This is a genomic window from Borborobacter arsenicus (assembly GCF_003934165.1).
Classification (GTDB): Bacteria; Pseudomonadota; Alphaproteobacteria; order Rhizobiales; family Rhizobiaceae; genus Pseudaminobacter; species Pseudaminobacter arsenicus.
Genome location: NZ_ML133511.1, coordinates 13501 through 38039 on the forward strand (window position 1 = coordinate 13501; position 24539 = coordinate 38039).

19 protein-coding genes are annotated in these 24539 nt (G+C 60.9%); 10 read left to right on the forward strand and 9 right to left on the reverse strand.

The window, feature by feature from the left end; all coding sequences use genetic code 11:
• The first annotated feature begins 7 nt into the window (after positions 1-7).
• Positions 8-1969 (forward strand): acetyl/propionyl/methylcrotonyl-CoA carboxylase subunit alpha, encoded by a 1962-nt coding sequence (locus EET67_RS04910; RefSeq protein ID WP_128625113.1) that lies wholly within the window; start codon positions 8-10, stop codon positions 1967-1969.
• Between the two features lie 190 nt (positions 1970-2159).
• Here the strand turns inward: EET67_RS04910 and EET67_RS04915 are convergent, their stop codons facing one another.
• Entirely contained in the window at positions 2160-2426 is a 267-nt protein-coding gene (locus EET67_RS04915) for an SEL1-like repeat protein (protein WP_128625114.1), read from the reverse strand.
• A 428-nt stretch (positions 2427-2854) separates the two neighbouring features.
• On the opposite strand from EET67_RS04915, the gene EET67_RS04920 reads away from it, so the two are divergent.
• Positions 2855-3199 carry a DUF2147 domain-containing protein gene (locus tag EET67_RS04920; RefSeq protein WP_128625115.1) on the forward strand — a complete coding sequence of 115 codons (345 nt, stop codon included), beginning with the start codon at positions 2855-2857 and terminating at the stop codon, positions 3197-3199.
• A 45-nt stretch (positions 3200-3244) separates the two neighbouring features.
• Here EET67_RS04920 and EET67_RS04925 read toward each other — a convergent pair whose 3' ends face one another.
• Positions 3245-3949 carry a glutathione S-transferase family protein gene (locus EET67_RS04925; protein WP_128625296.1) on the reverse strand — a complete coding sequence of 235 codons (705 nt, stop codon included), beginning with the start codon at positions 3947-3949 and terminating at the stop codon, positions 3245-3247.
• A 165-nt stretch (positions 3950-4114) separates the two neighbouring features.
• On the opposite strand from EET67_RS04925, the gene EET67_RS25540 reads away from it, so the two are divergent.
• From EET67_RS25540 to EET67_RS04940, 4 genes are all read left to right on the forward strand, one after another.
• Positions 4115-4285: a hypothetical protein gene (locus EET67_RS25540; RefSeq protein ID WP_165899788.1), complete on the forward strand. Its 171-nt coding sequence runs from the start codon at positions 4115-4117 to the stop codon at positions 4283-4285.
• Between the two features lie 14 nt (positions 4286-4299).
• Entirely contained in the window at positions 4300-4494 is a 195-nt protein-coding gene (locus EET67_RS04930) for a hypothetical protein (RefSeq protein WP_128625116.1), read from the forward strand.
• Positions 4495-4630: 136 nt separating this feature from the next.
• On the forward strand, positions 4631-6133 hold the full coding sequence (locus tag EET67_RS04935; RefSeq protein WP_128625117.1) for an AMP nucleosidase: 1503 nt from the start codon (positions 4631-4633) through the stop codon (positions 6131-6133).
• Positions 6134-6191: 58 nt separating this feature from the next.
• Complete coding sequence (locus tag EET67_RS04940) at positions 6192-7205, forward strand: endonuclease/exonuclease/phosphatase family protein (RefSeq protein ID WP_128625118.1); 1014 nt, start codon at positions 6192-6194, stop codon at positions 7203-7205.
• 57 nt (positions 7206-7262) lie between these two features.
• Here EET67_RS04940 and EET67_RS04945 read toward each other — a convergent pair whose 3' ends face one another.
• Positions 7263-7850: a DUF922 domain-containing protein gene (locus EET67_RS04945; RefSeq protein ID WP_128625119.1), complete on the reverse strand. Its 588-nt coding sequence runs from the start codon at positions 7848-7850 to the stop codon at positions 7263-7265.
• A 159-nt stretch (positions 7851-8009) separates the two neighbouring features.
• Positions 8010-9692, reverse strand: coding sequence for an electron transfer flavoprotein-ubiquinone oxidoreductase (locus tag EET67_RS04950; protein ID WP_128625120.1), 1683 nt, complete (start codon positions 9690-9692; stop codon positions 8010-8012).
• Between the two features lie 275 nt (positions 9693-9967).
• Between EET67_RS04950 and EET67_RS04955 the strand changes: the two genes are divergently transcribed.
• Together EET67_RS04955 and EET67_RS04960 are read left to right on the forward strand one after the other, a co-directional pair.
• Complete coding sequence (locus EET67_RS04955; RefSeq protein WP_425359507.1) at positions 9968-10537, forward strand: hypothetical protein; 570 nt, start codon at positions 9968-9970, stop codon at positions 10535-10537.
• A gap of 35 nt (positions 10538-10572) precedes the next feature.
• Positions 10573-11433: a uracil-DNA glycosylase gene (locus tag EET67_RS04960; protein ID WP_128625121.1), complete on the forward strand. Its 861-nt coding sequence runs from the start codon at positions 10573-10575 to the stop codon at positions 11431-11433.
• Between the two features lie 17 nt (positions 11434-11450).
• Here EET67_RS04960 and EET67_RS04965 read toward each other — a convergent pair whose 3' ends face one another.
• The gene (locus tag EET67_RS04965; RefSeq protein WP_128625122.1) at positions 11451-12401 is read right to left on the reverse strand and encodes a DMT family transporter; all 951 of its coding nucleotides are present in this window, start codon (positions 12399-12401) and stop codon (positions 11451-11453) included.
• A 221-nt stretch (positions 12402-12622) separates the two neighbouring features.
• On the opposite strand from EET67_RS04965, the gene pepN reads away from it, so the two are divergent.
• Both pepN and EET67_RS04975 read left to right on the forward strand, forming a co-directional pair.
• Positions 12623-15268, forward strand: coding sequence for an aminopeptidase N (gene pepN, locus EET67_RS04970; protein WP_128625123.1), 2646 nt, complete (start codon positions 12623-12625; stop codon positions 15266-15268).
• Between the two features lie 142 nt (positions 15269-15410).
• Positions 15411-17738: a PAS domain-containing sensor histidine kinase gene (locus EET67_RS04975; RefSeq protein ID WP_128625124.1), complete on the forward strand. Its 2328-nt coding sequence runs from the start codon at positions 15411-15413 to the stop codon at positions 17736-17738.
• An 11-nt stretch (positions 17739-17749) separates the two neighbouring features.
• Here EET67_RS04975 and EET67_RS04980 read toward each other — a convergent pair whose 3' ends face one another.
• From EET67_RS04980 to EET67_RS04995, 4 genes are all read right to left on the reverse strand, one after another.
• Complete coding sequence (locus EET67_RS04980; RefSeq protein WP_128625125.1) at positions 17750-20707, reverse strand: bifunctional [glutamine synthetase] adenylyltransferase/[glutamine synthetase]-adenylyl-L-tyrosine phosphorylase; 2958 nt, start codon at positions 20705-20707, stop codon at positions 17750-17752.
• On the reverse strand, positions 20704-22146 hold the full coding sequence (locus EET67_RS04985; protein WP_128625126.1) for an ATP-binding protein: 1443 nt from the start codon (positions 22144-22146) through the stop codon (positions 20704-20706). The genes EET67_RS04980 and EET67_RS04985 overlap by 4 nt, the downstream gene beginning before the upstream one ends.
• Before the next feature lie 3 nt (positions 22147-22149).
• The gene (locus tag EET67_RS04990; protein WP_165899795.1) at positions 22150-22824 is read right to left on the reverse strand and encodes a response regulator transcription factor; all 675 of its coding nucleotides are present in this window, start codon (positions 22822-22824) and stop codon (positions 22150-22152) included.
• A 131-nt stretch (positions 22825-22955) separates the two neighbouring features.
• Positions 22956-24482 carry a Do family serine endopeptidase gene (locus EET67_RS04995; protein ID WP_128625128.1) on the reverse strand — a complete coding sequence of 509 codons (1527 nt, stop codon included), beginning with the start codon at positions 24480-24482 and terminating at the stop codon, positions 22956-22958.
• Positions 24483-24539: the final 57 nt, after the last annotated feature.

Sequence of the window (24539 nt, forward strand, 5' to 3'; positions counted from 1 at the left end):
AGGTGCAATGTTTTCAAAGATCCTGATCGCCAATCGCGGCGAGATCGCCTGCCGGGTGATCCGCACGGCCCGCAAATTGGGCGTGAAGACAGTGGCCGTCTATTCCGACGCCGACGCCAGATCGCTTCACGTCGAAATGGCCGACGAGGCGGTGCATATCGGCCCCTCGCCGGTCGGCGAAAGCTATCTGCGTGGCGACAGGATCATTGAGGCAGCAAGGAAAACAGGGGCCGAAGCCATCCATCCCGGCTACGGCTTCCTGTCGGAAAACCCTGATTTCGTCGATCAGGTCGTGGCTGCCGGTCTGGTGTTCATCGGCCCTTCGGCGGCGTCCATCCGGGCGATGGGCTTGAAGGATGCCGCCAAGCGGCTGATGGAAAAGGCCGGCGTGCCGGTGGTTCCCGGCTATCACGGCGAAGCCCAGGAGATCGTGATCCTCGCTTCGAAGGCGCGCGAGATCGGCTATCCGGTGCTCATCAAGGCGCGTGCTGGCGGCGGCGGCAAGGGCATGCGCCGAGTCGAGCATCCCGACGATTTCGCCGAGGCGCTGTCGGGCGCACGGCGCGAGGCCAAGGCTGCGTTTGGCGATGATCGCGTGCTGGTCGAGAAATATGTCGACAAGCCGCGTCATATCGAGGTGCAGGTCTTCGGCGACAATTTCGGCAATGCCGTTCATCTGTTCGAGCGCGATTGCTCGGCACAACGTCGCCACCAGAAGGTGATCGAGGAAGCCCCTGCCCCCGGCATGACGCCCGAGATGCGCAAGGCGATGACCGATGCGGCGGTGACGGCGGCAAAGGCCATCAGCTATTCCGGTGCCGGAACCATCGAATTCATTGTCGATGCATCGGACGGGCTGAAGCCTGACCGCTTCTGGTTCATGGAGATGAACACAAGGCTGCAGGTCGAGCATCCGGTGACCGAAATGATCACCGGCGTCGATCTGGTCGAATGGCAGTTGCGTGTGGCGGCAGGCGAAAAGCTGCCGAAAAGCCAGAAGGAGATCACGCTTTCCGGCCACGCCTTCGAAGCGCGCATCTATGCCGAAGACCCTGCGAAGGATTTCCTGCCGGCAATCGGGACATTGCACCATCTGCGCTTTCCAAGCGTAGGCGCAGGAAAATCGAGCATCCGGGTGGAAACCGGCGTGGGCGAGGGCGATTCCATCTCGCCTTTCTATGACCCGATGATCGCCAAGCTGGTGGTCCATGCGCCCGACCGGCCCTCGGCCCTTTCATCCCTCGGTGAGGCGCTCAAGACCAGCGAAATCGCCGGCTCCACCACCAATATCGGCTTCCTCGCCGCACTCGCGCAGGACCCGGATTTCGCTTCCGGCGACGTCGATACCGGGCTGATAGCCCGCAAGCAGCCGGCGCTTGTCGCAAGCCCCAAGCCTGACCCCGATATCATCGCGCGGGCACTGCTCACCGCATCGGGCGTCGGCCACCTCGCACCGACAGGCAATGATCCGTGGGAGCTGATTTCCGGCTATGGCCATTTCCACCCGCTCTGGCGGCAGGCTAGTGTCGGCTTCGAGCAACAGGAGACGACGGCCGGCATTCGCATGCGCCCCGACGGCAGGGTCGAAATCCGGTTCGACGGCCAGGAGGATGGCGTCATCATCTCCGGCGACCGGCAGGGCGCCGTTGCCTGGCCCGGTCATGTCACCATATTTGCCGATGGTGCCGCATTCGACTTCAAGGTTCCGGATCCCTTCGCCAAGGCTGCCGAAAGCGGCAATGGCGCCGCCAGCATGCGGGCGCCGATGCCCGGTCTGGTCAAGCTGGTGCGGGCGGCAAAGGGCGATGCGGTGGTCAAGAACCAGCCGCTGCTCATTCTCGAAGCCATGAAGATGGAGCACACCATCACCGCCCAGCATGACGGGGTGATCGCCGAGATCGCCGCCGAGGGCGCTCAGGTGACGGATGGCACGGTTCTGGTGCGGTTCGAGGAGACGCCAGCAGAGTAAACGGCGGTCCCGAATCCGGCAAAAAGCCGCGCCAGCCGTCAAGGCCGATCGCGGCTTTCTCCTCCGAACACCCCCGCCCGAAAAGCTGTCTGCCATTCCCCGTCACCCGCGCGGCTGGCCCGCCTCCAAGCTGCCGCGTTCTTTTGATTGGGGCCTGCCGTCTGCGCGGCTTTTGCCCTTGTATTCGATCTCAGTGCACGGTCATCCATTCGCGCGCTTCACGCAGCGCACGGGCGATCTCCTGCTTCGACATCGAGGAGGTCAGTTCCGAGCGCAATTCGGCAGCCCGCGCCGACCCTTTGATGGCGGCGATGTTGAACCATTTATGGGCGCTGACGACATCGACCTCGCAATCGCGGCCGGTCGCATACATCATGCCCAGTTCGAAGAGGATATCGGCCTGAGCCGTTGCGCCCATGGTGCCGAAACCGGCTTCAAGCATCTCAAAACGTGCCATTTTTCCAAGTCCCTGTCCCGTTTCTGGAAGGCCGCCTCTTTGCGTTTCGGGCTTGCTCTTCCGATGCTTCGAAGCATGAACCGGAGGCTTGAATCCGCCGTTAAATGGCGTGCTTAATTTGGCGCAAACAAAGTTCAAACAAGAGGTAAATTACTGAATTCATTAAGGATGCAGAGGCGCGGGATTCCGGTGTTTCGCGATAAATTTGCTGAAAATCCGGTATGATGGCGGAAAGGGTTCGATAACCACAAAACGGGTACCCCCGAAAGATTCCGATCGGAAAATCAAGAAACTTCACGCGGCAAGCCATGTCAGATCCCGCAATCCTTCCCCGACTGGACCGGCTTTTCCTTTCCAGCCAACCAGGCTAGCTACGTTTGCGTAAACTGCTGGTCTAGCGACCAGCAGGCATCGACAGGAGGAGATTGATGTTGCGCATTTCAATCATCGTATTCGCGGCGACCGTGATGCTGGCAGGCGCAGCCTATGCCGATCCGATCGAGGGGAATTGGAAGACCCAGAGCGGCGAGACGGCGGCGATCGGCGGATGCGGCAGCGCCTTCTGCATCACCTTGAAGACGGGCAAGCATGCCGGCAAGCAGATCGGCCAGATGAAGGCGGGCGGCGAGGGCAATTATGCCGGCTCGATCACCGACCCCGCCGACGACAAGACCTATAAGGGCAAGGCCAACTTGAATGGAAGCGCGCTGAAAATGAGCGGCTGCGTGTTCGGCGGCCTGATCTGCAAAAGCCAGAACTGGTCGAAACAGTAGAGCTGAGCCCGCCTCGATAGCAGGCTCCTGCGCTGGTTTCAGCCGTCAGGCGCGCGCCCTTTGCCCGAACAGCACCTTCTGCGCCTCCTTGTCGTCGGCCAGGTTTTTGCGGCGCTCCTCGCCGACCGCCACGCCGCGAGCGACGGCAGAACGTGCCATCACGGTCTCGAACCAGCGCTTGAGATGTGGAAAATCGTCCAGGTCCTGACCCTGGTTCTTGTAGGGCCTCACCCAGCCTATGCTGGCCATATCGGCGATGGAGTAATCGCCGGCGAGAAATTCGCGGTCGGCCAGGCGCTTGTTCATGACGCCATAGAGCCGGTTGACCTCATTGGTGTAGCGGTCGATGCCGTACTGAATTTTCTCCGGGGCATATTGGCGGAAATGGTGTGCCTGCCCAGCCATCGGCCCAAGCCCGCCCATCTGCCAGAACAGCCATTGATCGACCTCGACCTTCTGCCGTTCATCCGACGGATAGAACCTGCCGAATTTGCGCCCGAGATATTGCAGGATGGCACCTGATTCAAACACCGAGATCGGCTCTCCGCCCGGCCCTTCCGGATCAATGATCGCCGGCATGCGGTTGTTGGGAGAAATCTTCAGGAAAGCCGGCTCGAACTGTTCGCCTTTGCCGATATTCACATATTTGACCACATAGGGAACGCCCAGTTCTTCCAGCATGATGGAAATCTTCCAACCGTTGGGCGTCGGCCAGTAATAGAGTTCGATCGGCTTGGTCTGCGTCGTCATCATGCGGTCTCCGGTTGGTCTAACTCCCAGATAGGCATATGGGCCGCCGGCACAAGCGCGTAATGCGCGATGCTGATTTAATAAAATTGAACCGAAGATGAACGGACACCTCAGAGGCCGTTCAGCCGGCAGCGGGCATTCTCCCAACCATTGAAGGAGATACCCATGCTTGCCCGCCGGTTCACCATTTTCTGCCTGCTGATGGCCCTGTTCGGAATGGCGTTTTCGGTTCTGGTCGCCAAGGCCAGCCGGCCCGCCCATTCCTGGGATCGTGGTGTGGCGCGGACCTGCCCTGCCGAGACGAGCATACGCTGCATAATGACCCGGCCTCTGTGAGAAGGCGCCACACCATGTCGACCATCATCGCCCCTTCGCTGAAAATCCTGAGATTGCTCCCCCGGGCAGCGCTTGTCGTCGCCGTGCTGACGGCACCGGTTCTTGGCGTTTCCGCAGCACGCAGTTCGACCGGAACGACGATAGAGGCACCCGCCTTGAAGAAATCCGGAGCGGGCTTGGTCCTGCTGATGAGCCTCCAGCGCGGCTAGACCATTTTCAAGTCCTTCGCGACGCTGTAGCCGGCCAGAGGAGATGAGTTCACGACCTTAACGCCTGTCGGCCGGCTGAAACGAATAGCGCGGCCTCCCCCCTCCCAAGCCGGCCTCCGCCACTCTATATTGAGGCATGGAAAAGAGAATCTACCCTGAACCGATCGACTTGATCGCCAGCCCGGAACCGTTCGGGCAGCACAGTTTTACCGATGCCGCCGAGGCCGTCGCCGCATTGAAGGCAGTCTATACGCGAAACACCGCTTTCCTGCGCGACGCATTCACTGCCTTGGCCAAAAGCGGCGACAGCCACCAGAGATACCGGGCATTCTATCCCGAGATCGGCGTCACGACCTCCTCCTATACCCAGGTCGATTCCCGGCAGGCCTACGGCCATATGCCACTGCCCGGCCACTATACGACGACGATTACCCGTCCCGATCTCTTCGAAAGCTATCTTATCGAGCAGTTCCAGCTGATCATGCGCAACCATGGCGTTCCGATTGTCGTATCGGAATCGGCAACGCCCATTCCTCTACATTTCGCCTTCCTGGAAGGCACCCATGTCGACAGTTCGGTGGCCGATCGCATCAAGCGCCCGATCCGCGATCTGTTCGACGTGCCCGACCTGGACGGAACCGACGACCATATCGCCAACGGCACATTCGAGACCCTGCCCGGTGAACCGCGGCCGCTAGCGCCATTCACCGCGCAGCGCGTCGATTATTCGCTGCATCGGCTTTCGCATTATACGGCGACGACGCCGGAGCATTTCCAGAACTTTGTCCTGTTCACCAACTATCAGTTCTATATCGATGAGTTCTGCGTCTATGCCCGCAAGCTGATGGCCGATGGCGGCGGCGGCTATGATGAATTCATCGAACCCGGCAACGTCATGACCACTGCCGGCGAAACAAAGCCGGCCGACGGCGCCTCGCCGGCGCGCATGCCGCAAATGCCCGCCTACCATCTGAAGAAGGCAGGGCACGCCGGCATCACCATGATCAATATCGGCGTCGGCCCCTCCAACGCCAAGACGATAACCGATCATGTCGCAGTGCTGAGGCCACATGCCTGGCTGATGCTCGGCCATTGTGCTGGCCTGCGCAACACCCAGGCGCTTGGCGACTATGTGCTTGCCCATGCCTATGTGCGCGAGGACCATGTTCTCGACGACGACCTGCCGGTCTGGATTCCCGTGCCGCCGCTGGCCGAAATCCAGGTCGCGCTCCAGGAGGCCGTGGCCGAAGTGACCGGCCTGTCAGGTTACGATCTCAAGCGCATCATGCGCACCGGGACCGTCGCCACGATCGACAACCGCAACTGGGAACTGCGCGACCAGCGCGGGCCGGTGCAGCGGCTGTCGCAATCGCGCGCCATCGCGCTCGACATGGAATCGGCAACCATCGCCGCGAACGGCTTCCGCTTCCGTGTCCCCTACGGCACGCTGCTATGCGTTTCCGACAAGCCGCTCCACGGCGAACTCAAGCTGCCGGGCATGGCCACTGAATTCTACAAGCGCCAGGTCGCCCAGCATCTGAGCATCGGCATCCGGGCGGTGGAGAAGCTGGCCGAAATGCCGATGGATCGGCTACATTCGCGCAAGTTGCGCAGCTTCTCGGAGACTGCCTTCCAATAGCTGCATCGACTTTTGGTGCATCTTGAATGGGCCGCAATTGTGCCGATAAGAACGCCGCATGGATGGATCGGCACTGCGTAAGAAGATCGGGCTGGCAGCACTGGCCGCAGTCACCCTGCTGTCGCTGCCACTATTGGCGGGCTTTTTCGGCCGGCTGCACCCGGCATTTGATTCCTTCGCGCATTTCCGTATCCACCTCGCGGTGCTCATGGCACTGGCGGCGCTTCTGCTGATCGGCAGCAGGTTTTTCCTCGAAGGTGCGGTGGCGATTGCCCTTGCCATTGGTGCCGTCGCGACTACGACGAAATCGATGGACTTGCCGTTGCTTGGCTCAATTCATGCGCAGGCGTCGGCAGGGCAACCGGTCTACCGGCTGTTGCAGCTCAACCTGCTTTACAACAATCCGGAACCGAACCGCGTGCTGTCACTGATCGGCCGCATCCGCCCCGATGTCATCACACTCAACGAGGTCTCGCCCATGTGGGCGGACAAGCTGGAACTGCTGTCGGCGGCCTATCCTCACCGGGTCCTGTGCCCGTTCCCGAACGGACGCTGGGGCGTCGCCATCCTGTCCAGCCGTCCGTTCGCGCAGGATGCCGAGGCGAGATGCTACGATCGCGGCTCACTCGCAATCGCACCGATCGATTTCGGCGGGCGGGCAGTGGATGTTGCAACGCTCCATCTTGGCTGGCCGTGGCCATTTCATCAGCCTCGGCAGCTCTCCGCGCTGGCGGGGCCCCTCGCCTTTCTGGCCGATACCGCTTTACTCGCTGGCGATATGAATGCCACGCCATGGAGCGCGGCGGTATCGCGCGTGACCGAGCTTGGCGGCCTCGAACTGATGCGGTCGGTCGGACCGACCTGGCAAAGCAACCGGCTGCCGCAGTTCATGCGCTTTGCCGGCCTGCCGATCGACCAGGTCTTCCATCGGGGCGCGACCATCCATAACGCGCGAACGCTTGATGAAGTGGGATCCGACCATCTGCCGGTGCTGGTGGAATTCTCGCTGCCATTGCGGAAGCCGACGCCCGAGGAGGATGCAGAAACGGCAACTGCGGGCATAACCGAATGAAGAGCGCAAAGAGCGCAGTGCTGCTGCGAGCAGCTCAAAGTCCAGCGTAAATGACAATCAATCCGTCAGAAGTGCAACCAGCCCGTCGACATTGCCGCCATAATGGTGCTCTTTGGCGTCGAATTTGCGCTGCCGTCGCTCATAATCGGCATAGACCATGTTGACACGGCGCCTGACCTCGCTTTGCGATTTGGTGCAGTTCGGATCGTTGTCATTGCCGATTCCGGCGATCGCCTGGTGCGCGGCGGTCACCATCTGTTGCGCAATCTGCCCATGGGTTTCCTCATGGGCGCGAACGCCGGCCATGAAACGAACCCAGCGCCGCTTGAGGTCGGGGGTTACCGATCCGGTTATTCGCGGATAGCGGTAGGTGACGGCAAGCACCGCATTGGCGCGCTTCAGCTTGCATCCGCCTGCCGTGGCCGCCCAGTCCATGTCCCACTGAACGCTGTAGCGGGTCTGTGCCATCGCGCGCGCCAGGAACCCGTGCTTCGGACCCTTCAGGTTCATCGCCCTCATCAGGGCCTCGCCATTTTTTCCGGCAACGGCGTATGTCTCAGTCCGGACGACCGTCTTTGTTCCGGCATAGGCGGCGTTAGCGAAGCCGAAAACCAAGGCGAGAACTGCGACTGCGACTGACCACATGTCCTGGCTCCAGTGAGGCTTTGAACACAGCATATCGCCAAGGCGAATTCAATAATGATAAAGCATGAACTAAAGGAAGCGTTCCCTCATACGCTCATGGTCTTGCAAAGGCCGGGCGCCGCGCCCGGCCTGATCCGGTGTCGTCAACCGGGCCAATAGCTACATGTTCGGATAGACCGGCCCCTCGCCGCCCTGCGGTGGCACCCAGTTGATGTTCTGGTTGGGGTCCTTGATGTCGCAGGTTTTGCAGTGGACGCAGTTCTGCGCGTTGATGACGAAGCGCGCATCGGCGTGCCCAGGCTCGGCGGCAATCGAATTGCCGTCGGCGTCGACCCACTCATAGACGGCGGCCGGGCAATAGCGGGCCGACGGGCCTGAGAACAGGCCGTATTCAGAACGCTTCTGCAGTTCCATGTCCTTGACCTGAAGATGGATCGGCTGATCCTCTTCATGATTGGTGTTGGACAAGAACACCGATGACAGGCGATCGAAGGTCAGCACGCCATCCGGCTTCGGATAATCGATACGCTTGTGCTTTTCGGCAGGTTCAAGCGTGGCATAGTCCGGCTTGCCATGCTTCATGGTGCCGAAGGGCGAGAATCCGAACAAGGTGTTGAGCCACATATCCAGCCCGCCGAGGCCGACGCCTATCAGTGTGCCGAAGCGCGACCATAGCGGCTTGACGTTGCGAACGCGCTTGAGATCCTTGCCGATAGCGCTCGCACGCCAGCCAGCTTCATAGGCCGAAAGCTCGTCATTGGCGCGCCCTTCGGCGATGGCCGCAGCAGCATGTTCGGCGGCCTGCATGCCCGACAATATCGCGTTGTGCGACCCCTTGATGCGCGGCACGTTGACGAAGCCGGCCGCACACCCGATCAGCGCGCCGCCGGGGAAGGTCAGTTTCGGCACAGACTGCCAGCCGCCCTCGGTAATGGCTCGCGCGCCGTAGGAAATGCGCTTGGCGCCCTCGAACGTGCCCCGGATTGCCGGATGCGTCTTGAAGCGCTGGAATTCCTCGAAGGGTGCGAGATAGGGGTTCTTGTAGTTGAGGTGAACCACGAAACCTACTGCAACCAGATTGTCTTCCAGATGGTACAGGAACGAGCCGCCGCCCGTCTTCATGTCCAGCGGCCAGCCAAAGGAGTGCTGCACGAGGCCCGGCCTATGGTTTTCCGGCTTCACCTGCCACAGTTCCTTCAGGCCGATGCCAAACTTGCCCGGCTCGCGATCCTTATCGAGGCCGAAGCGCGCAATCGCCTGCTTGGAGAGCGATCCGCGCGCGCCCTCGCCAAGCAGCACATATTTGCCGAGCAGCGCCATGCCCGGCGCAAAGGCCGGTCCATGCGAGCCGTCGCGCTCAACGCCCATATCGCCGGTGATGACGCCGGTGACGGCCCCTTCATCATTGTAGATCAGGCTTGCGGCGGCAAATCCGGGATAGATTTCCACGCCGAGCGCTTCGGCATGACCTGCCAGCCAGCGGCAGACATTGCCGAGCGACACGATGTAGTTGCCGTGATTGTTCATCAAAGGCGGCATCAGGAAATTCGGCAGGCGTACCGAACCCGCCGGGCCAAGCACCAGGAAATGATCGTCGGTGACCGGGGTCTTGAAAGGATGGTCAGTTTCCTCGCGCCAAGCCGGTAACAGGCGATCTATGCCGATGGGATCGACCACGGCGCCGGACAAAATATGCGCGCCGACTTCACCGCCCTTTTCGAGAACCACGACGGAAAGCTCGGGGTTGACCTGTTTCAGCCGGATTGCAGCGGCCAGACCAGCAGGCCCCGCACCGACGATGACAACGTCGAACTCCATGCTTTCGCGTTCAATCTCACTCATCCAAACCTCCGCACTGGCTTCGCCCCATCTGGCACTTTGCTGGTTTCAGCGCTCCCATAGCGCATCCGAATGCGACGGGGAACCATGCAAGGAGCGGCAATGGCCAATCTCCACCTGTCACGCAGGCGAACGAACGCGTTTCATGGATTTGCGTCGGCGCGGTTCTCGGTCATACTCGCAGCATGCGACACGCCGTGGTGTCCCCGTCCGTGTTGACGCGCCCGCGCAATTTCCGTCGCGAGGCGCTGGGTATCCTGTTTGCGGTTTTGTACTGCCTGCTTCTCTGGACCCTGCCCGCACCTGCACAGGAAAGCGAGTTCGAGCATCGGCAATGGCCTGCCGGGGCCTATTCCTTTTCAGACGAGCTGGGCGGATTTCACATCAGGTCGGTCACCGGCAGGGGAACCAGGGAAGACCCGGTCGTCATTTCCGAGGAAATGAACTCCGCAAGTCCGGTCACGCTCGTCATCCGCACCATTCGGCCGATTCGAGCCTTCGATTTTTCAGGAAACTACGCCAATGGCTTCCTGCATGTGCGGCTGGAGATCCTCAACAACAGCCGGCTGGCCTGGATCGAATTCGAATTCGAGCTTCAGGAACAGTTGCACGAGCCGAGTCTTTTTGGCGACGGTCTCTCCTTCGACCAACGGCGTACGGATGCCAGGACCATTTCGTCCGACAGTTTCATGGAGTTCAGCCGGGATTTCGAGCCATATGACCGGCTGCTTTTGCGCAACGGCAAAGTCGATCCGGGTGAAACCGCGACATTCGGTTTCCTGATCACCGATTTCACGCCGAAGTCTCAATTCTATCTGGTCCAGGACCCCCGTATCCCTTCGACCTGACTTGCTTTCAGCAGGCGTCCGGGAGATTGTGGGCCATGAATTTGCCCTCCGGAACCGACATTGCCAATCTTGGCGAACTGCTTGCCTTCTACGCCGAAGCAGGCGTCGATGATGCGCTGGTGGAGGAGGCTGTAGACCGCTTCTCGCAACCGGCAGCGTCGCCGCTCCAAAGCGAGCGGCGTGAAAGCGCCTCCGGTAAACAGGAACGCCCTTCCCCTGCCCGGCATGAATCCCGGCCGAGGACAGAGGCTCCCATACGTGCGACCGCCGCCATACCGGATGAGGGCCAGGCAGCGCTCGCCCGCGAACTCGCTGCCAGCGCCAATACGCTCGATGAACTGCGCCGACATCTGGAAGCCTTCGAGGGCTGCAACCTGAAATATACCGCAAAGAACACGGTCTTTGCCGATGGCAATCCCGATGCGGCAGTGATGCTGGTCGGCGAAGCTCCTGGACGCGACGAGGACATGGAAGGCCTGCCCTTCGTCGGGCGCTCGGGCCAGCTGCTCGACCGGATCCTGGCCGCCATCGGCCTTGACCGCACCAGCGCCTATATCGCCAACGTCATTGCGTGGCGGCCACCGGGCAACCGTACGCCGACCCCGCATGAAACTGAAATCTGCCGCCCCTTCATCGAGCGGCAGATCGAGCTGGCAAATCCAAAGGTGCTGGTCACGCTCGGCGGCCCGTCGGCAAAGCTTCTGCTCAACACGACGGAAGGTATCCTGCGGCTGCGGGGCGGCTGGCGGCAACATGTAACGAAGACGGGCACTGTCATTCCGGCCATGCCGACATTGCACCCGGCCTACCTGCTGCGTAACCCCGCCCACAAGAAGCTGGCCTGGCGCGATTTCCTCGAAGTGAAGGTCAGGCTCAGGCAATTGAGCGGAAACTGACCTGTCCCAAGGTCGGCTCAGCCTTGCGGTGGCGTGACCTTGCGAGCGGCACCGCGTTCAAGTCCGAGCCGCTGTTCACGCCAGATGATGAAGATGCCGGCGCCGACCACGATCACCCCACCGACCAGCATATGGATGGTCGGAATGTCGGCGAAAACGAAATAGCCCACCACAATGGCAAGGATCATCGAGGTATATTCGAAGGGCGCAACGGTGGACAGCTGGGCATGGCGATAGGCTTCCGTCATCAGGAGCTGGCCCAGACCACCGCAAAGGCCGGCGCCGGTGAGGCATATCGTCTGGGCAACGGTGAGCTTCTCCCAGCCGAACGGATAGGTTACCAACGCCATTATAGTGGCGGTCAGCGAAAACCACAGGACGATGGTGCCTGTCCTTTCGGTGTGGACGAGGCTGCGTACGAGGATGGCAGCGACTGCCGACACCGCGGCGGCGGCAAGTGCGGCGATGACGCCAACCGCCTGCTCATTTCCCATTGCAGCGCCCCCGCTCAGCAGGGTCAGTTTCGGCCAGGAGATGATGAAGACACCGATCAAGCCGACAATGACCGCGCTCCAGCGGAAGACGCGAACGGTTTCGCCGAGAAAAATCGCGCTGAAAACCACCACCATCAGAGGCTGCGCATAGTTCAGGGTGATCGCTTCCGGCAGCGGAAGCCGCGTCAGGGCAAAAAAGCCAAGGCCCATCGAGGTCACGCCGACCACGCCGCGGGCAATGTGGTTGAGCGGCCTTGTGGTGTAGAAAGCGGTTCGCAACTCATGACGGAAGGCCAGAAAAGCCAGTATCGGCAACATGGCGAAAAGCGAGCGATAGAACACGATCTGCCCGGCGGGCACCGTGCCGGCTGCCTTGATCAGCGACGACATCGCCACAAAAATGGCGACCGACGACACCTTGAGGGCGATACCTTTGATTGGGTTGTTTGTGCCGGGGTTATGCGATGCCTTCACTTTGCGGCCATCGCGGCCAGCAAATCTGGATTCTTATCGAGGTTAGACGTGTCGATGATCATTTCTGCACTGCAATTTCCGGGGCGACGCCGCCCTGCCATAGACCCTGCGGCAGTTTTGTCGAGGGGATGTTTGGTGTAAAGAGCACCAGCTTCAATTTGTTGGGCCACCAGAAAGCCACGACTCACCGGTAGGCTCGGAACTTCGTCAGGAAATCCGCAATGCGCACAGATACCGGCCAGGTTTTCAGGCTCGAGGACTATCGGCCCAGCGACTATCTCATCCCGCTGACCGGCCTTACCTTCAGGCTTTCGCCAGACGGAACCTCCGTCGTTTCGGAACTGACGGTCGAGCGGCGCAGCGGCAGTACGGAAAATCCACCGCTGGTGCTCGATGGCGACGGGCTTGTCCTCAAGCGGGTTGAAATCGATGGCACGTCTCTCGATCCCGCAGCCTATGAATCCACACCTGACCGGCTGACGATAAAAACCCCGCCTGCCACCCAGCAGTTCCGGGTACTTATCGAGACGGAAATCGCCCCGTCAAAAAACCAGGCGCTGATGGGGCTCTACCGCTCCAACAATGTCTATTGCACCCAGTGCGAGGCCGAGGGCTTTCGGCGCATCACCTATTTCCTCGACCGCCCGGACATATTGTCGGTCTACACCGTGCGGATCGAAGCCCGCCGTGATGAGGCGCCGCTGCTTTTGGCCAATGGCAACCCCGTCGAGCGCGGGGATCTGGCCGATGGCTGGCATTATGCGATCTGGCACGACCCTTTCCCCAAGCCGTCCTATCTGTTTGCGCTGGTCGCAGGCGACCTTGGCCGCGTGGCGGACAGTTTCGTGACCGTGTCCGGGCGGGAAGTCGAGCTCGGAATCTATGTCGAGCATGGCAAGGAGCGGCTTGCCGCCTATGCGATGGATGCGCTCAAGCGCTCTATGCGCTGGGACGAGGAAGTGTTCGGTCGCGAATATGACCTCGACGTCTTCAACATCGTTGCCGTGTCGGATTTCAACATGGGCGCGATGGAAAACAAGGGGCTGAATATCTTCAACGACAAATATGTGCTTGCCGATGAAGAGACCGCGACCGACACGGACTTCGCCAATATCGAAGCCATCATCGCGCATGAATATTTCCATAATTGGACTGGCAATAGAATCACTTGCCGAGACTGGTTCCAGCTTTGCCTGAAGGAAGGGCTGACCGTTTTCCGCGACCATGAGTTTTCAGCCGACCAGCGTTCGCGATCGGTCAAGCGCATCGCCGAAGTGCGGACCCTGCGCGCGCATCAGTTTCCGGAAGACCAGGGACCGCTCGCACATCCGGTGCGGCCGCGGCGCTATCGTGAGATCAACAACTTCTATACCGCGACCGTCTATGAGAAGGGCTCGGAAGTAGTGCGGATGATCCGCACCATTCTCGGCAAAGCGACATTCCGCAAAGGCATGGACCTTTATTTCGAGCGTCATGACGGCGAAGCGGCGACCATCGAGGATTTTCTGAAGGTATTCGAGGATGTTTCAGGTCGTGACCTGTCGCAATTCGCGCTCTGGTATCACCAGGCGGGAACACCCAATGTGACCGTGGCCGCCTCGCATGATGCGTCCTCGCAGCAGTTCACGCTGGAGATCGAGCAGTCGGTGCCGCCTACGCCCTCCGAAAGCCGCAAGCGGGTGATGCATATTCCGCTGGCGTTCGGACTGGTCGGACCGGATGGCAAGGATATCGCCTATGACAGCGTCGAGGGTGCGACCGTCGAGGATGATGTGCTTCATCTTCACAAGCGCCGGCACACGGTGCGCTTCTCAGGCGTCAAGGAGCGCCCGGCCATTTCGCTCAATCGCGGATTTTCCGCGCCGATCACCCTTTCCATCGAGCAAAGCGCGCAGGATCAATATTTCCTGGCACGACACGATAGCGATGCATTTTCACGCTGGCAGGCATTCAACACGCTGTTGACCGAGACGCTGATCTCGGCGTTTCGCCAGTCGCGCGGCGGAAAGCCGATCGAGTTCAGTACGGATCTGCTCGAACTGGCCGGAACGATAGCGGCCGACGAAACGCTGGAACATGCGTTCCGCGCACTGGCGCTGACCCTGCCGAGCGAAGCCGACATCGCGCGTGAAGCCGCCTCCAATATCGATCCCGACGCAATTCTTGCCGGCCGCGAAGCATTGATGGCAGCGATCGCACAGGCAAATGCGGACCTGTTCACGAAGCTCTATCATGACTTGAGCAGCGACGGCGCATTCAGCCCGGACGCTGCGAGTGCCGGACGACGGGCGCTGCGCAACGTGCTTCTGGACTATCTCTCGACCCTGCCGAATGGTGCCGCGCTTGCCGCCACCCATTTTGCCGAAGCAACCAACATGACCGATCGGGCGGCAGCACTGACCGTGCTTGCCCATCGCCATATCGACACGCCGGAAGCCAAGGAGGCGCTGACCGGCTTTGAAGCCAGATATCGTTCCGATGCCCTTGTCATGGACAAATGGTTCCAGATCCAGGCATCCGCGCCGGGCGCCGGCACCGTCGATCGCGTCAAGAAGCTGACGACCCACCCTGCATTTGCCCTTGCGAACCCCAATCGTGTCCGCTCGCTGATCGGCACATTCGCAACCCTCAACCAGACCGGTTTTCATCGCGCCGACGGTGCCGGCTACGAATTCTTCGTCGAGACGGTGCTTTCTGTCGAAAAACGCAATCCGCAGGTGGCGGCCCGGCTCGCAACGGCCCTGCGTTCTTGGCGTTCGCTCGAGCCCAGACGCCAGGCCAAGGCACGCGAGGCGCTTGTGACCATCAGCCGAGCAGAAAATCTCTCGGCCGACCTGCGTGACATCGTCGAGCGCACACTGGCCTGATTCCGGAGACCGAAGAGCACTATTTACGTTCTATTCACTCTTGCCTCTGGACAAGGCGAATCACCTCTGATTCCTTATGGATGATTCGGATGTGCGGTGTTTCCGGATCATTTTTGGCGAATAGGTTTCGGGGAGCCTGGGTATGGCGAAGGCGGACGCGTGGGGCGCGCCCGATGGGAATGCGTTTGTGCGACGCAAGGGCAGCAGCCTTGCGGGAAGCGCGCGCATCATTGCCGAACCGGCTTACCGGCGGCTTCTTGCCGCCGAACCGCTTTTGCGGCGTTCCATCCCTGCCCTGATCGTCATTTTCCTGCTGGTGGTGGCGGCCGCGCGATTTCTTTCACTGATGGCCTGGCACGATGATGTCGAGCGCAACACCAGGGCCATACTGGCTCTGGGTGCAGCTCAGCTCGCCAATAGCCTGATGGCGGAGAATATCGCAGACGACACCAACCCGACGGCGCCCCGGGACCTTCTGGAAAGCGTGATCCAGCAAGGCGGCATGGGAAGCAGGCATGTGCTGGCGATAACCGATCACTCCTTTCGGGTGGTCGCGGTGTCGCCCCAGTCGACGCGCTGGGAAGGCAAGGTGCTCAACGAACTCGTCTCCGGCGGGCAGCCACTGTTCATGTTCGGTGAGCGTGCCGGTGTGATGAAGGTCCGGATCGACGGTCAAGTCTGGTACGCCGCGCTGAGCCTAACCGACGACCGCAGCGCGGCAGCAACGGCGTTGATCCCGCAGACCGCCGTCTTTGCGGAATGGCGCAAGACCGTGTCGCTGAATGTTACCCTGTTCGTGCTCACCGCCGGCATCCTGATCATCGTCCTCTATGCCTATTTCAGCCAGGCGGCGCGGGCGCAGGCGGCCGACCGCATCTATCTGGAAGCCCATCAGCGCATCGACCTGGCATTGGTGCGCGGCCGCTGCGGCCTGTGGGACTGGGACATGGTTCGCGGCAAGATGTACTGGTCGCGCTCCATGTATGACATGCTCGGCTACGAGCCATGCGAGACGATGCTCTCCTTCGGCGAGGTCGATGCGATCATTCACGAGGACGATGGCGATCTGTTCCAGGTGGCCAACCGAATCGTAGCGCGCGAGATCGACCACATCGACCAGGTTTTCCGCATGCGCCATGCCGACGGGCGGTGGGTCTGGGTTCGTGCCCGCGCACAGGTCATCGATCCTGACGCGCCGGAAATCCAGCTTATCGGCATTGCCGTCGACGTCACCGAGCAGCGCCATCTGGCGCAGCGTTCGGAAGCCGCCGACCAGCGCCTGCGCACCGCAATCGAGAGCATCAATGAGTCCTTCGTCCTCTGGGACGCAAAGCAGCGCCTTGTCATGTGCAATTCCAAATATCAGCAGGACAATGGCCTGTCCGACGCCGACGTGGTCGCCGGCGCTCTGCGCCCGACGCTGGAGGAACGCATGACCGCCTACGCCTCCGAGCGCAGGCTTGCCAATGCCAATGGCCGCAGCGGCGGCGCCACCTATGAAAGGCAGCTTGCCGATGGCCGCTGGCTGCAGGTCAACGAGTTGAAGACCCGCGACGGCGGAACCGTGTCGGTGGGGTCCGACATCACCCAGATCAAGCAGCATCAGGAAAAGCTGGTCGATAGCGAACGGCGCCTGATGGCGACGATCCACGATCTCAGCGTCGCGCGCCGGGCCGAGCAGGAGCGTGCACGCGAACTGGTCGACCTCAACAAGAAATACATGAAGGAGACGGAGCGAGCGGAGGCTGCCAATCGCGCCAAGTCCGAGTTTCTCGCAAACATGTCTCATGAACTGCGCACGCCGCTCAACGCCATCATCGGCTTTTCCGAACTCATGGAATCGCGGCTGTTCGGACCCCTCGGCTCGTCGCGCTATGAAGAATATGCCAGCGATATCCTCAGCAGCGGCAGATATCTGCTGGGCGTCATCAACGACATTCTCGACATGTCGAAGATCGAGGCAGGACAGTTCTCGATCGACAGCGAGGAAATCAACCTGTGCCCGCTGATCCACGAGACGGTGCGCGTGATTTCTCTGCAAGCCAAGCAGAAGTCCATCACCGTCGAGACGCGCATCGCGGAATCCCTGACGCTGTTCGCCGACAGGCGGGCCGTCAAGCAGATCGTCATCAATCTCCTGTCCAACGCGGTCAAATTCACCGGTCATGGCGGGCATGTTCTGGTGCGGGCGCGCAACGTCGCCGGCGCCTTGATGATCACCATCGAGGACAATGGCTGCGGCATCCCGAGCGAAGCGCTGAGCAAGCTTGGGCGGCCGTTCGAACAGGTGCAGAACCAGTTTTCCAAAAACCACACCGGATCGGGCCTTGGCCTTGCCATTTCGCGGTCATTGGCCGAGCTCCATGGCGGCGCCCTGAAAATCCGCTCGACCGAAGGATCCGGAACAATCGTTTCAGTTCGCATTCCGGTGCGCAAGAAGCCATCCAAGATAAGCCGGAAGGCAGCCTGACACCCGTTCAATCAGCTTCGCAACAAGCGGTCGAAAACCGCCCTCACCTTTCGTGCCGTGGCCTTGATGTGCGCTTCAAGAACACTGAAACCCGGAAGGTCCGTGCTGCGCAATAGCAGGTCGGAGAGTCCTGGCGGGACGTCGTCGCGCTGAAATGCATCTGTCAGGCACAGCCTTATCATCTGTGTGAGCCCCAAATAGAGCGAATAGGCATCGACAAGATCTTGCCTAGCCTGCTCACCGGCAAAGCCAGGCGCCAGGCGCCGCAAGGTTTCGCCCGTGCCGATCGGGCGCTCACCGGATGTGAGTTGCCCGGTCAGCACCCCGACCTGTGCGATAAACTCCAGATCGATCAGCCCGCCGGGGACCAGTTTGATATCCCACAAATCACGCGGCGGCTTTTCCTCCTCGATCATGTGGCGCATTTCGACGGCTTCCTTGGCGATCTTGGTTTTATCGTGCGGCAAGGCAATCAGAGCCGCCACCTCGGCTTCAGCCTCGCCGCAGAGCGCGTCATCTCCCGCCACCGCGCGCGCACGTGTCAGCGCCATGTGCTCCCAGGTCCAGGCCTGCTCGTTCTGGTATTTCCGGAACGCATCGATATTGGTAGCGACAGGGCCCTTGTTGCCCGAAGGGCGCAGGCGCAGATCGAGTTCGTAGAGCACGCCTTCGGCGGTTGGCGCCGAAACGGCGGCAATCAGGCGCTGCGTCAGCCTTGTATAATAGTGCGAAGGCGCAAGGGGCTTTTCGCCATCCGATTCCTCGGCGTCCGCCGCGTGATCGTAAAGCAGGATGAGATCGACATCGGAGCCCGCTGTCAGTTCACGGCTGCCGAGCTTGCCCATGCCAAGGATCGCAACCCTGCCGCCTGCGATCTTACCGTGGCGCACAGCAAACTCCTCCAGCACCGCTTCGAGTGCGGCGCCGATGGTCAGGTCGGCAAGATCGGAAAAAGCCCGGCCGGCCCGCTCTGCGTCGATCGACCCTGCAAGCAACCGGACGCCGATCAGGAACTTCTGCTCGGCTGCGAAAATGCGCAGCCTGTCTAAGATTTCCTCATAGGTTTTGGCGGCTTCCAGAAACGCCGAAAGCCGCGCCGCCAGATAGGCACGGTCAGGCAATTCGGAGAGCAATGCCGGGTCGAGCAGTCCGTCGAAAATATGCGGCCTGCGCGTGATGACCGCCGCCAGGCGAGGCGCGGCGCTCAAGATCGTGGCCAGCAGCTTCAACAAGCCTGGGTTGGATTGCAGCAGCGAAAAGAGCTGAATGCCTGCCGGCAGTCCGGCGATGAATTCGTTGAAGCGCATAAGCGCTTCGTCGGCGCGGCGCGTCTTGCCGAAAGCTTCCAGAAGCGCCGGCGTCAGTTCCGTCAGCCGCTCGCGCGCTTCGGCCGATTGAGTTGCCCGGTAGCGGCCGAAATGCCAGGCGCGGATCACCCGGCAAATGTCGCTCGGCCGCTCGAAGCCGAGCCGCTGCAAGGTCTGTAGCGTGTCGGGATCATCGACATCGCCGGTGAAGACAAGATTGCCGACGCCCGAAGACAATTCCGGCGCGGTTTCGAACAGCGCCGCATAATGTCGCTCGACCTCCTGCAAAGCCCGGCGCAGCGCGTCCGCGAACGTATCGGCGTTCGCAAAGGCCAGCATATGCGCGATGCGCTCCAGCCCCTCATCGTCCTGCGGCAATGTGTGGGTCTGTTCATCCGCGACCATCTGGACTGCGTGCTCGACCCGGCGCAGAAACCAATATTGCTTGGCAAGAGAATCCCGCGCTTCGGCAGTGATCCAGTTGCGGGAAGCAAGCTCGGCAAGCATCGGCACGGTTTCGCGACCGCGCAGTTCAGGGAACCGGCCGCCGGCAATCAATTGCTGCGTCTGGACGAAAAACTCGATTTCGCGGATGCCGCCGCGCCCCAGCTTGATATTGTGCCCCTTGACCGTGATTTCGCCGTGGCCCTTATGCGCATGGATCTGACGCTTGATCGAATGCACGTCGGCGATAGCGGCAAAATCCATATATTTGCGCCAGACATAGGGCTGCAGTTCCTTCAGGAAATTCACTCCCGCTTCCCTGTCTCCGGCCACAGGGCGCGCCTTGATCATGGCGGCCCGCTCCCAGTTCTGACCCCGCCCCTCATAGTAGAGCAGTGCTGCCTGAACCGGGATCGCCAGCGGTGTGGACCCCGGGTCCGGGCGCAGGCGAAGATCGGTGCGGAACACATAGCCATGCTCGGTGCGATCCTGAAGGATACGCACCAGACGCTTTGTCAGGCGCGAGAAAAGCTCGGAGGCATCGAGAGGATCGATGATGGCAGGCGCCTGAGGATCGAAAAAAACCACCAGGTCGATATCGGACGAAAAATTGAGTTCATGTGCACCGAGCTTGCCCATGCCAAGGACAATCCAGCCCGACCCCTCGGTCGGGCGCTGCGGGTCCGGCAGTTTGAGCTTGCCCTGGAGATGCGCCTCTCGCAGCAGGAACATCACCGCAGCCTGCGTGCAGGCCTCGGCCAGATCGCTCAATCTGCGCACCGTCACTGCCGGCTCGGCCTCGCCTGCCAGATCGGCAAGGGCAATGAGGAAATGCGCGTGCAGCTTGAGCTGGCGCAGCGTCATCATCACGCTCTTTTCCGAAACATCCTCGGCATGAACAGAACGACCAATATCGGCATGGATGGAGGCCAGCAGCTCTTCGACATCGCGGTCGAATAGCCAGTCCAGCATATCCGGTGCACGGCGGGCACAGTCGCGCATGAAGCTCGACAGGTCGAAAACCGCGCGAAGAAATCGTGCCTGGCGGCTATTTGCGGACAGGAATTCGGACAATCGCGGCAGGCCTGCCTGTTTGGCCGCCATGGCAATTTCACGGCATTCCTGCTTCGCGCGGCTGCTATCAAGCGGAGCCAGTTCGTGGACGACTTTCAGGCGCCAGTCCGAGCCGGCCGTTCTTGCCGCGACACCCGTCGTCATGCGCCTGCCTCTTTCTTCCGGAAAACCATCACCACTGATAATCCGGGATTCGCAGGCACAAGATCAAGCCGCCCGCCATGCAGTTTCATCACCGCCTTGGCCAGGCTTAAGCCCAGCCCCGACCCCGGCTGCGACCGGCTCTTCTCCAGCCGCACAAACCGTTCTGTCGCCCGCTGGCGATCGGCATCATCGGGAATGCCGGGGCCATTGTCGGTTACCGTCAGTCTCACATCGGTGCCGCTCGCCTCCAAAGTGACGCGGACCGATGCATTGTCAGTCTCGGCGGAATATTTGATCGCATTATCGACAATGTTCGACAGCGCCTGCCCTATCAGTTCGCGATTGCCGTCCACGATGACTGAACCGGCCACGACGGACTCCAGCCCGACCCCAACCTCCTCGGCGACCGCTTCGTAAAGCTCGACAACGTCGCGAACGGTCTCGGCAAGATCGACCTTGGAGAGACTCTCTGCGGAATAGCCAGCTTCGAGCCGGGAAATCATCAGAATCGCATTGAATGTACGGATGAGCTGGTCCGATTCCGCAATCGTGCCTTCCAGCGCCGCACGATATTCGGCTGGCGTGCGCTTGCCTGACAGAGCCGCCTCCGCGCGATTTTTCAGCCGCGACAACGGCGTCTTCAAATCATGCGCAATATTATCAGAGACCTGTTTCAGGCCCTCATTCAATTCGGCGATACGCGCCAGCATTGTATTGAGGTTTTCCGAGAGCCTGTCGAACTCGTCGCCAGCGCCTGTAACCGGCAGCCGACCGGAAAGATCGCCGCCCATGATGCGGCGGCTTGCTTCCGAGACCTTGTCGATATGCTTGAGCGCGCGGCGTCCGACGAAATACCAGATCAGCAGTGCACCCAGCCCCATCGTCCCCAGCGCCGCTACCAGCGCGCGGCGCACCACCGCCCGAAACCGCTCAGGCTCGCCGAGATCGCGGCCGACCAGCACGATCATCTGGTTGGGCAGCCGCAACACCAGCGCGATGGCTTCATGCCCGACCTCCGGCCTGGTGGCGTCAGAATTACTTGAATCACGCCGTTCGGAACTGGCATCTCCGTAACGCAGATAGCGAAATGGCCGTTCGGTCCAGCCTTCCATTGCCAGAACAGTTGGGTCCAGACCCTCCACATTGCCGGAAAGGACACGGCCGGCCGGGTCGGCAATCAGGTAGAGATTTGCGCCCGGTTGACGCGAGCGCCGTTCGATCGTGCGCACAAGCAGAGGCAATCCCCCACGCTGATAAGCGCTACCCAGCCCCTGCATCTCCTCATTTATGGTTTCCATGGTCTGCGCTTTCAGCATGTCAAACGAAAGCGAGGTCATGTAAAAGACCAGGAGGACGGCACAGAGCGTAAATAGCAGCAGATAGAGAGCCGAAAGGCGCGCAGCCGTCGTCTTCATGATTGCAGACAGCCGCAGCGCCATCACTCAGTCGGCCTTGAGCATGTAGCCGGCGCCGCGAACGGTGTGCAGGATCGGCTTGTCGAATCCTTTTTCAATCTTGCCCCGCAGCCGCGAGACATGAACGTCGATGACGTTGGTTTGCGGGTCGAAGTGATAGTCCCAGACGTTTTCCAGGAGCATGGTGCGCGTCACCACTTGGCCAGCATGGCGCATGAGGTATTCGAGCAGCCGGAATTCCCGCGGCTGAAGGATTATGTCGCGCGACGCTCGGCGAACGGTGTGCGACAGGCGGTCGAGTTCCAGATCCCCGGCCCGGTATACGGTTTCGGCTTCCCTGGACGTGGCGCGGCGATTGAGCACCTCTACCCGCGCCAGTAATTCAGAAAACGCATAGGGCTTGGTCAAGTAATCGTCACCGCCGGCGCGCAGGCCGGTCACGCGGTCATCGACCTCGCCGAGCGCCGAAAGGATCAGCACCGGTGTCCGATTGCCGCGCGAGCGCAATCCTGCAATCAGCGACAGCCCGTCACGGCGCGGCAGCATGCGATCGACGATCATCACGTCATAGTCACCCGAATCGGCAAGCGCAAAACCCGTCTCGCCATCACCGGCGACATGGGCGGTGTGCCCCGCCTCGGCAAACGCCTTTTCCAGATATTCAGCCGCTTCGCGGTCGTCTTCGACGATGAGAATCTTCATCGAGCCACTATACGCGATTTCACTTGGTTCAATGGTGCTGATCTTCATGGCAACCTCCAAACCACGAGCGGCAGCAGGCATTCACCTGCTGCCGCTAGACTTGGACACCTTTAGACACTCTTGATCGGCACTCAGCCCTTGGCAACCGGAAGCGCGACAAACCGGTTGGTATCATCGCGGCTGATCTGCAGCAGCACCGCCTTGCGGCCTGCCTTCGATGCCTCATCCATTGCCTTGGAGACATCGGCTGGCCCGTTCACCTGCATCGAGTTCACCGCAACGATGACGTCACCGGCCTGGATGCCACGGCTTGCTGCATCGCTGTCGGGATCGACATCGGTCACGACCAGCCCCTTGCCGTCGTCGGCCCCGGTCACAGTCAGGCCGAGATCGGCGAGTTTGTCGGTGCTGGTCTGCGACGATGACGGCTCATCGGTCGATCCCAGCTTGTCAGAGCCGGGCAATTCGCCAAGGGTCAACTTCACAGTCTCGGAATTGCCCTTGCGCCACAGATCAACGTCAATGGAGGTTCCCGGTGCGATCCCCGCAATTACGCGCGCAAGTTCACGCGGCGATGCCACATCCTTGCCATTGACCTTGGTGATGACGTCGCCGGCGACGATGCCGGCCTTCTTTGCAGGACCGTCATCCTGCGATTCGGCAACGAGTGCGCCCTTTGCATCCGCAGCCATGCCGAGCGACTCGGCAATTTCCTTGCTTACCGGCTGAATCTGGACGCCGAGCCAACCGCGCTGAACCGCACCATTGTCGATCAGCTCCCGGACCACCGATTTTGCCGTAGAGGCAGGGATCGCGAAGGCAATGCCGACGTTACCACCGGAGGGCGAGAAGATCGCCGTATTGATGCCGACGACCTGCCCGCTGAGGTTGAAGGCCGGACCGCCCGAGTTGCCCCGATTGACCGCGGCATCGATCTGGATGAAATCGTCATAGGGGCCCGCACCGATATCGCGGCCGCGGGCCGAAACGATACCGGCCGTGACGGTGCCGCCAAGCCCAAACGGATTACCGACGGCAACCACCCAATCGCCGACCCGAACCTTGGCATCATCGGCAAAATCCACATAGGTGAACTTCTTGTCGCTATCGACCTTCAGCACGGCCAGATCGGTACGCGGATCGCTGCCGACCAGCTTGGCGTCAAGCTCGGTGCCATCATCGGTCACCACCGTAAAGGTGGCGCCACCATCGACGACGTGATTGTTGGTGACGAGATAGCCGTCCTCGGAGATGAAGAAACCGGAGCCCTGCGCGACCGGACGGGGTTCGCCGCGGTCACGGCGACCGAAGCGCTTGCCTTTTTCCTGATCACCACGGAACTGGCGGAAAAAGCGCTTCATCGGATGGTCGTCCGGAAGGTCTTCAAATCCGGGAGGGCCAAAGAAATCGCCGTCCATGTCGGATACGGCGGCAGTCTTTGCCTTCACACGCACGCTGACGACTGCGGGCGAGACCTGCTCGACGACATCAGCGAAACTCGGAGCCTGGGGCGCGTCCACGCGAACGGCTTCGGCGAATACGGGCGCGGTCCCGGTCGTTACCGCGCCAAGTCCGATGGCGCCGGCAATGGCAACGGAAGCGGCAGCGGCAAGAAGCCGGCTGCGGGTTTTTGAAACGGAGTTGGGAGAATCAGTCATGTGATCATATCCTCTTGCAGGGACACTCGAAGCGCATCCTTGGCAAAAGAGATAAGA

Coding starts and splice junctions, on each gene's coding strand:
- EET67_RS04910 (WP_128625113.1), top strand. CDS start 8: ATGTTTTCAAAGATCCTGATCGCCAATCGCGGCGAGATCGCCTGCCGG.
- EET67_RS04915 (WP_128625114.1), bottom strand. CDS start 2,426: ATGGCACGTTTTGAGATGCTTGAAGCCGGTTTCGGCACCATGGGCGCA.
- EET67_RS04920 (WP_128625115.1), top strand. CDS start 2,855: ATGTTGCGCATTTCAATCATCGTATTCGCGGCGACCGTGATGCTGGCA.
- EET67_RS04925 (WP_128625296.1), bottom strand. CDS start 3,949: ATGACGACGCAGACCAAGCCGATCGAACTCTATTACTGGCCGACGCCC.
- EET67_RS25540 (WP_165899788.1), top strand. CDS start 4,115: ATGCTTGCCCGCCGGTTCACCATTTTCTGCCTGCTGATGGCCCTGTTC.
- EET67_RS04930 (WP_128625116.1), top strand. CDS start 4,300: ATGTCGACCATCATCGCCCCTTCGCTGAAAATCCTGAGATTGCTCCCC.
- EET67_RS04935 (WP_128625117.1), top strand. CDS start 4,631: ATGGAAAAGAGAATCTACCCTGAACCGATCGACTTGATCGCCAGCCCG.
- EET67_RS04940 (WP_128625118.1), top strand. CDS start 6,192: ATGGATGGATCGGCACTGCGTAAGAAGATCGGGCTGGCAGCACTGGCC.
- EET67_RS04945 (WP_128625119.1), bottom strand. CDS start 7,850: ATGTGGTCAGTCGCAGTCGCAGTTCTCGCCTTGGTTTTCGGCTTCGCT.
- EET67_RS04950 (WP_128625120.1), bottom strand. CDS start 9,692: ATGAGTGAGATTGAACGCGAAAGCATGGAGTTCGACGTTGTCATCGTC.
- EET67_RS04960 (WP_128625121.1), top strand. CDS start 10,573: ATGAATTTGCCCTCCGGAACCGACATTGCCAATCTTGGCGAACTGCTT.
- pepN (WP_128625123.1), top strand. CDS start 12,623: ATGCGCACAGATACCGGCCAGGTTTTCAGGCTCGAGGACTATCGGCCC.
- EET67_RS04975 (WP_128625124.1), top strand. CDS start 15,411: ATGGCGAAGGCGGACGCGTGGGGCGCGCCCGATGGGAATGCGTTTGTG.
- EET67_RS04980 (WP_128625125.1), bottom strand. CDS start 20,707: ATGACGACGGGTGTCGCGGCAAGAACGGCCGGCTCGGACTGGCGCCTG.
- EET67_RS04985 (WP_128625126.1), bottom strand. CDS start 22,146: ATGGCGCTGCGGCTGTCTGCAATCATGAAGACGACGGCTGCGCGCCTT.
- EET67_RS04990 (WP_165899795.1), bottom strand. CDS start 22,824: ATGAAGATTCTCATCGTCGAAGACGACCGCGAAGCGGCTGAATATCTG.
- EET67_RS04995 (WP_128625128.1), bottom strand. CDS start 24,482: ATGACTGATTCTCCCAACTCCGTTTCAAAAACCCGCAGCCGGCTTCTT.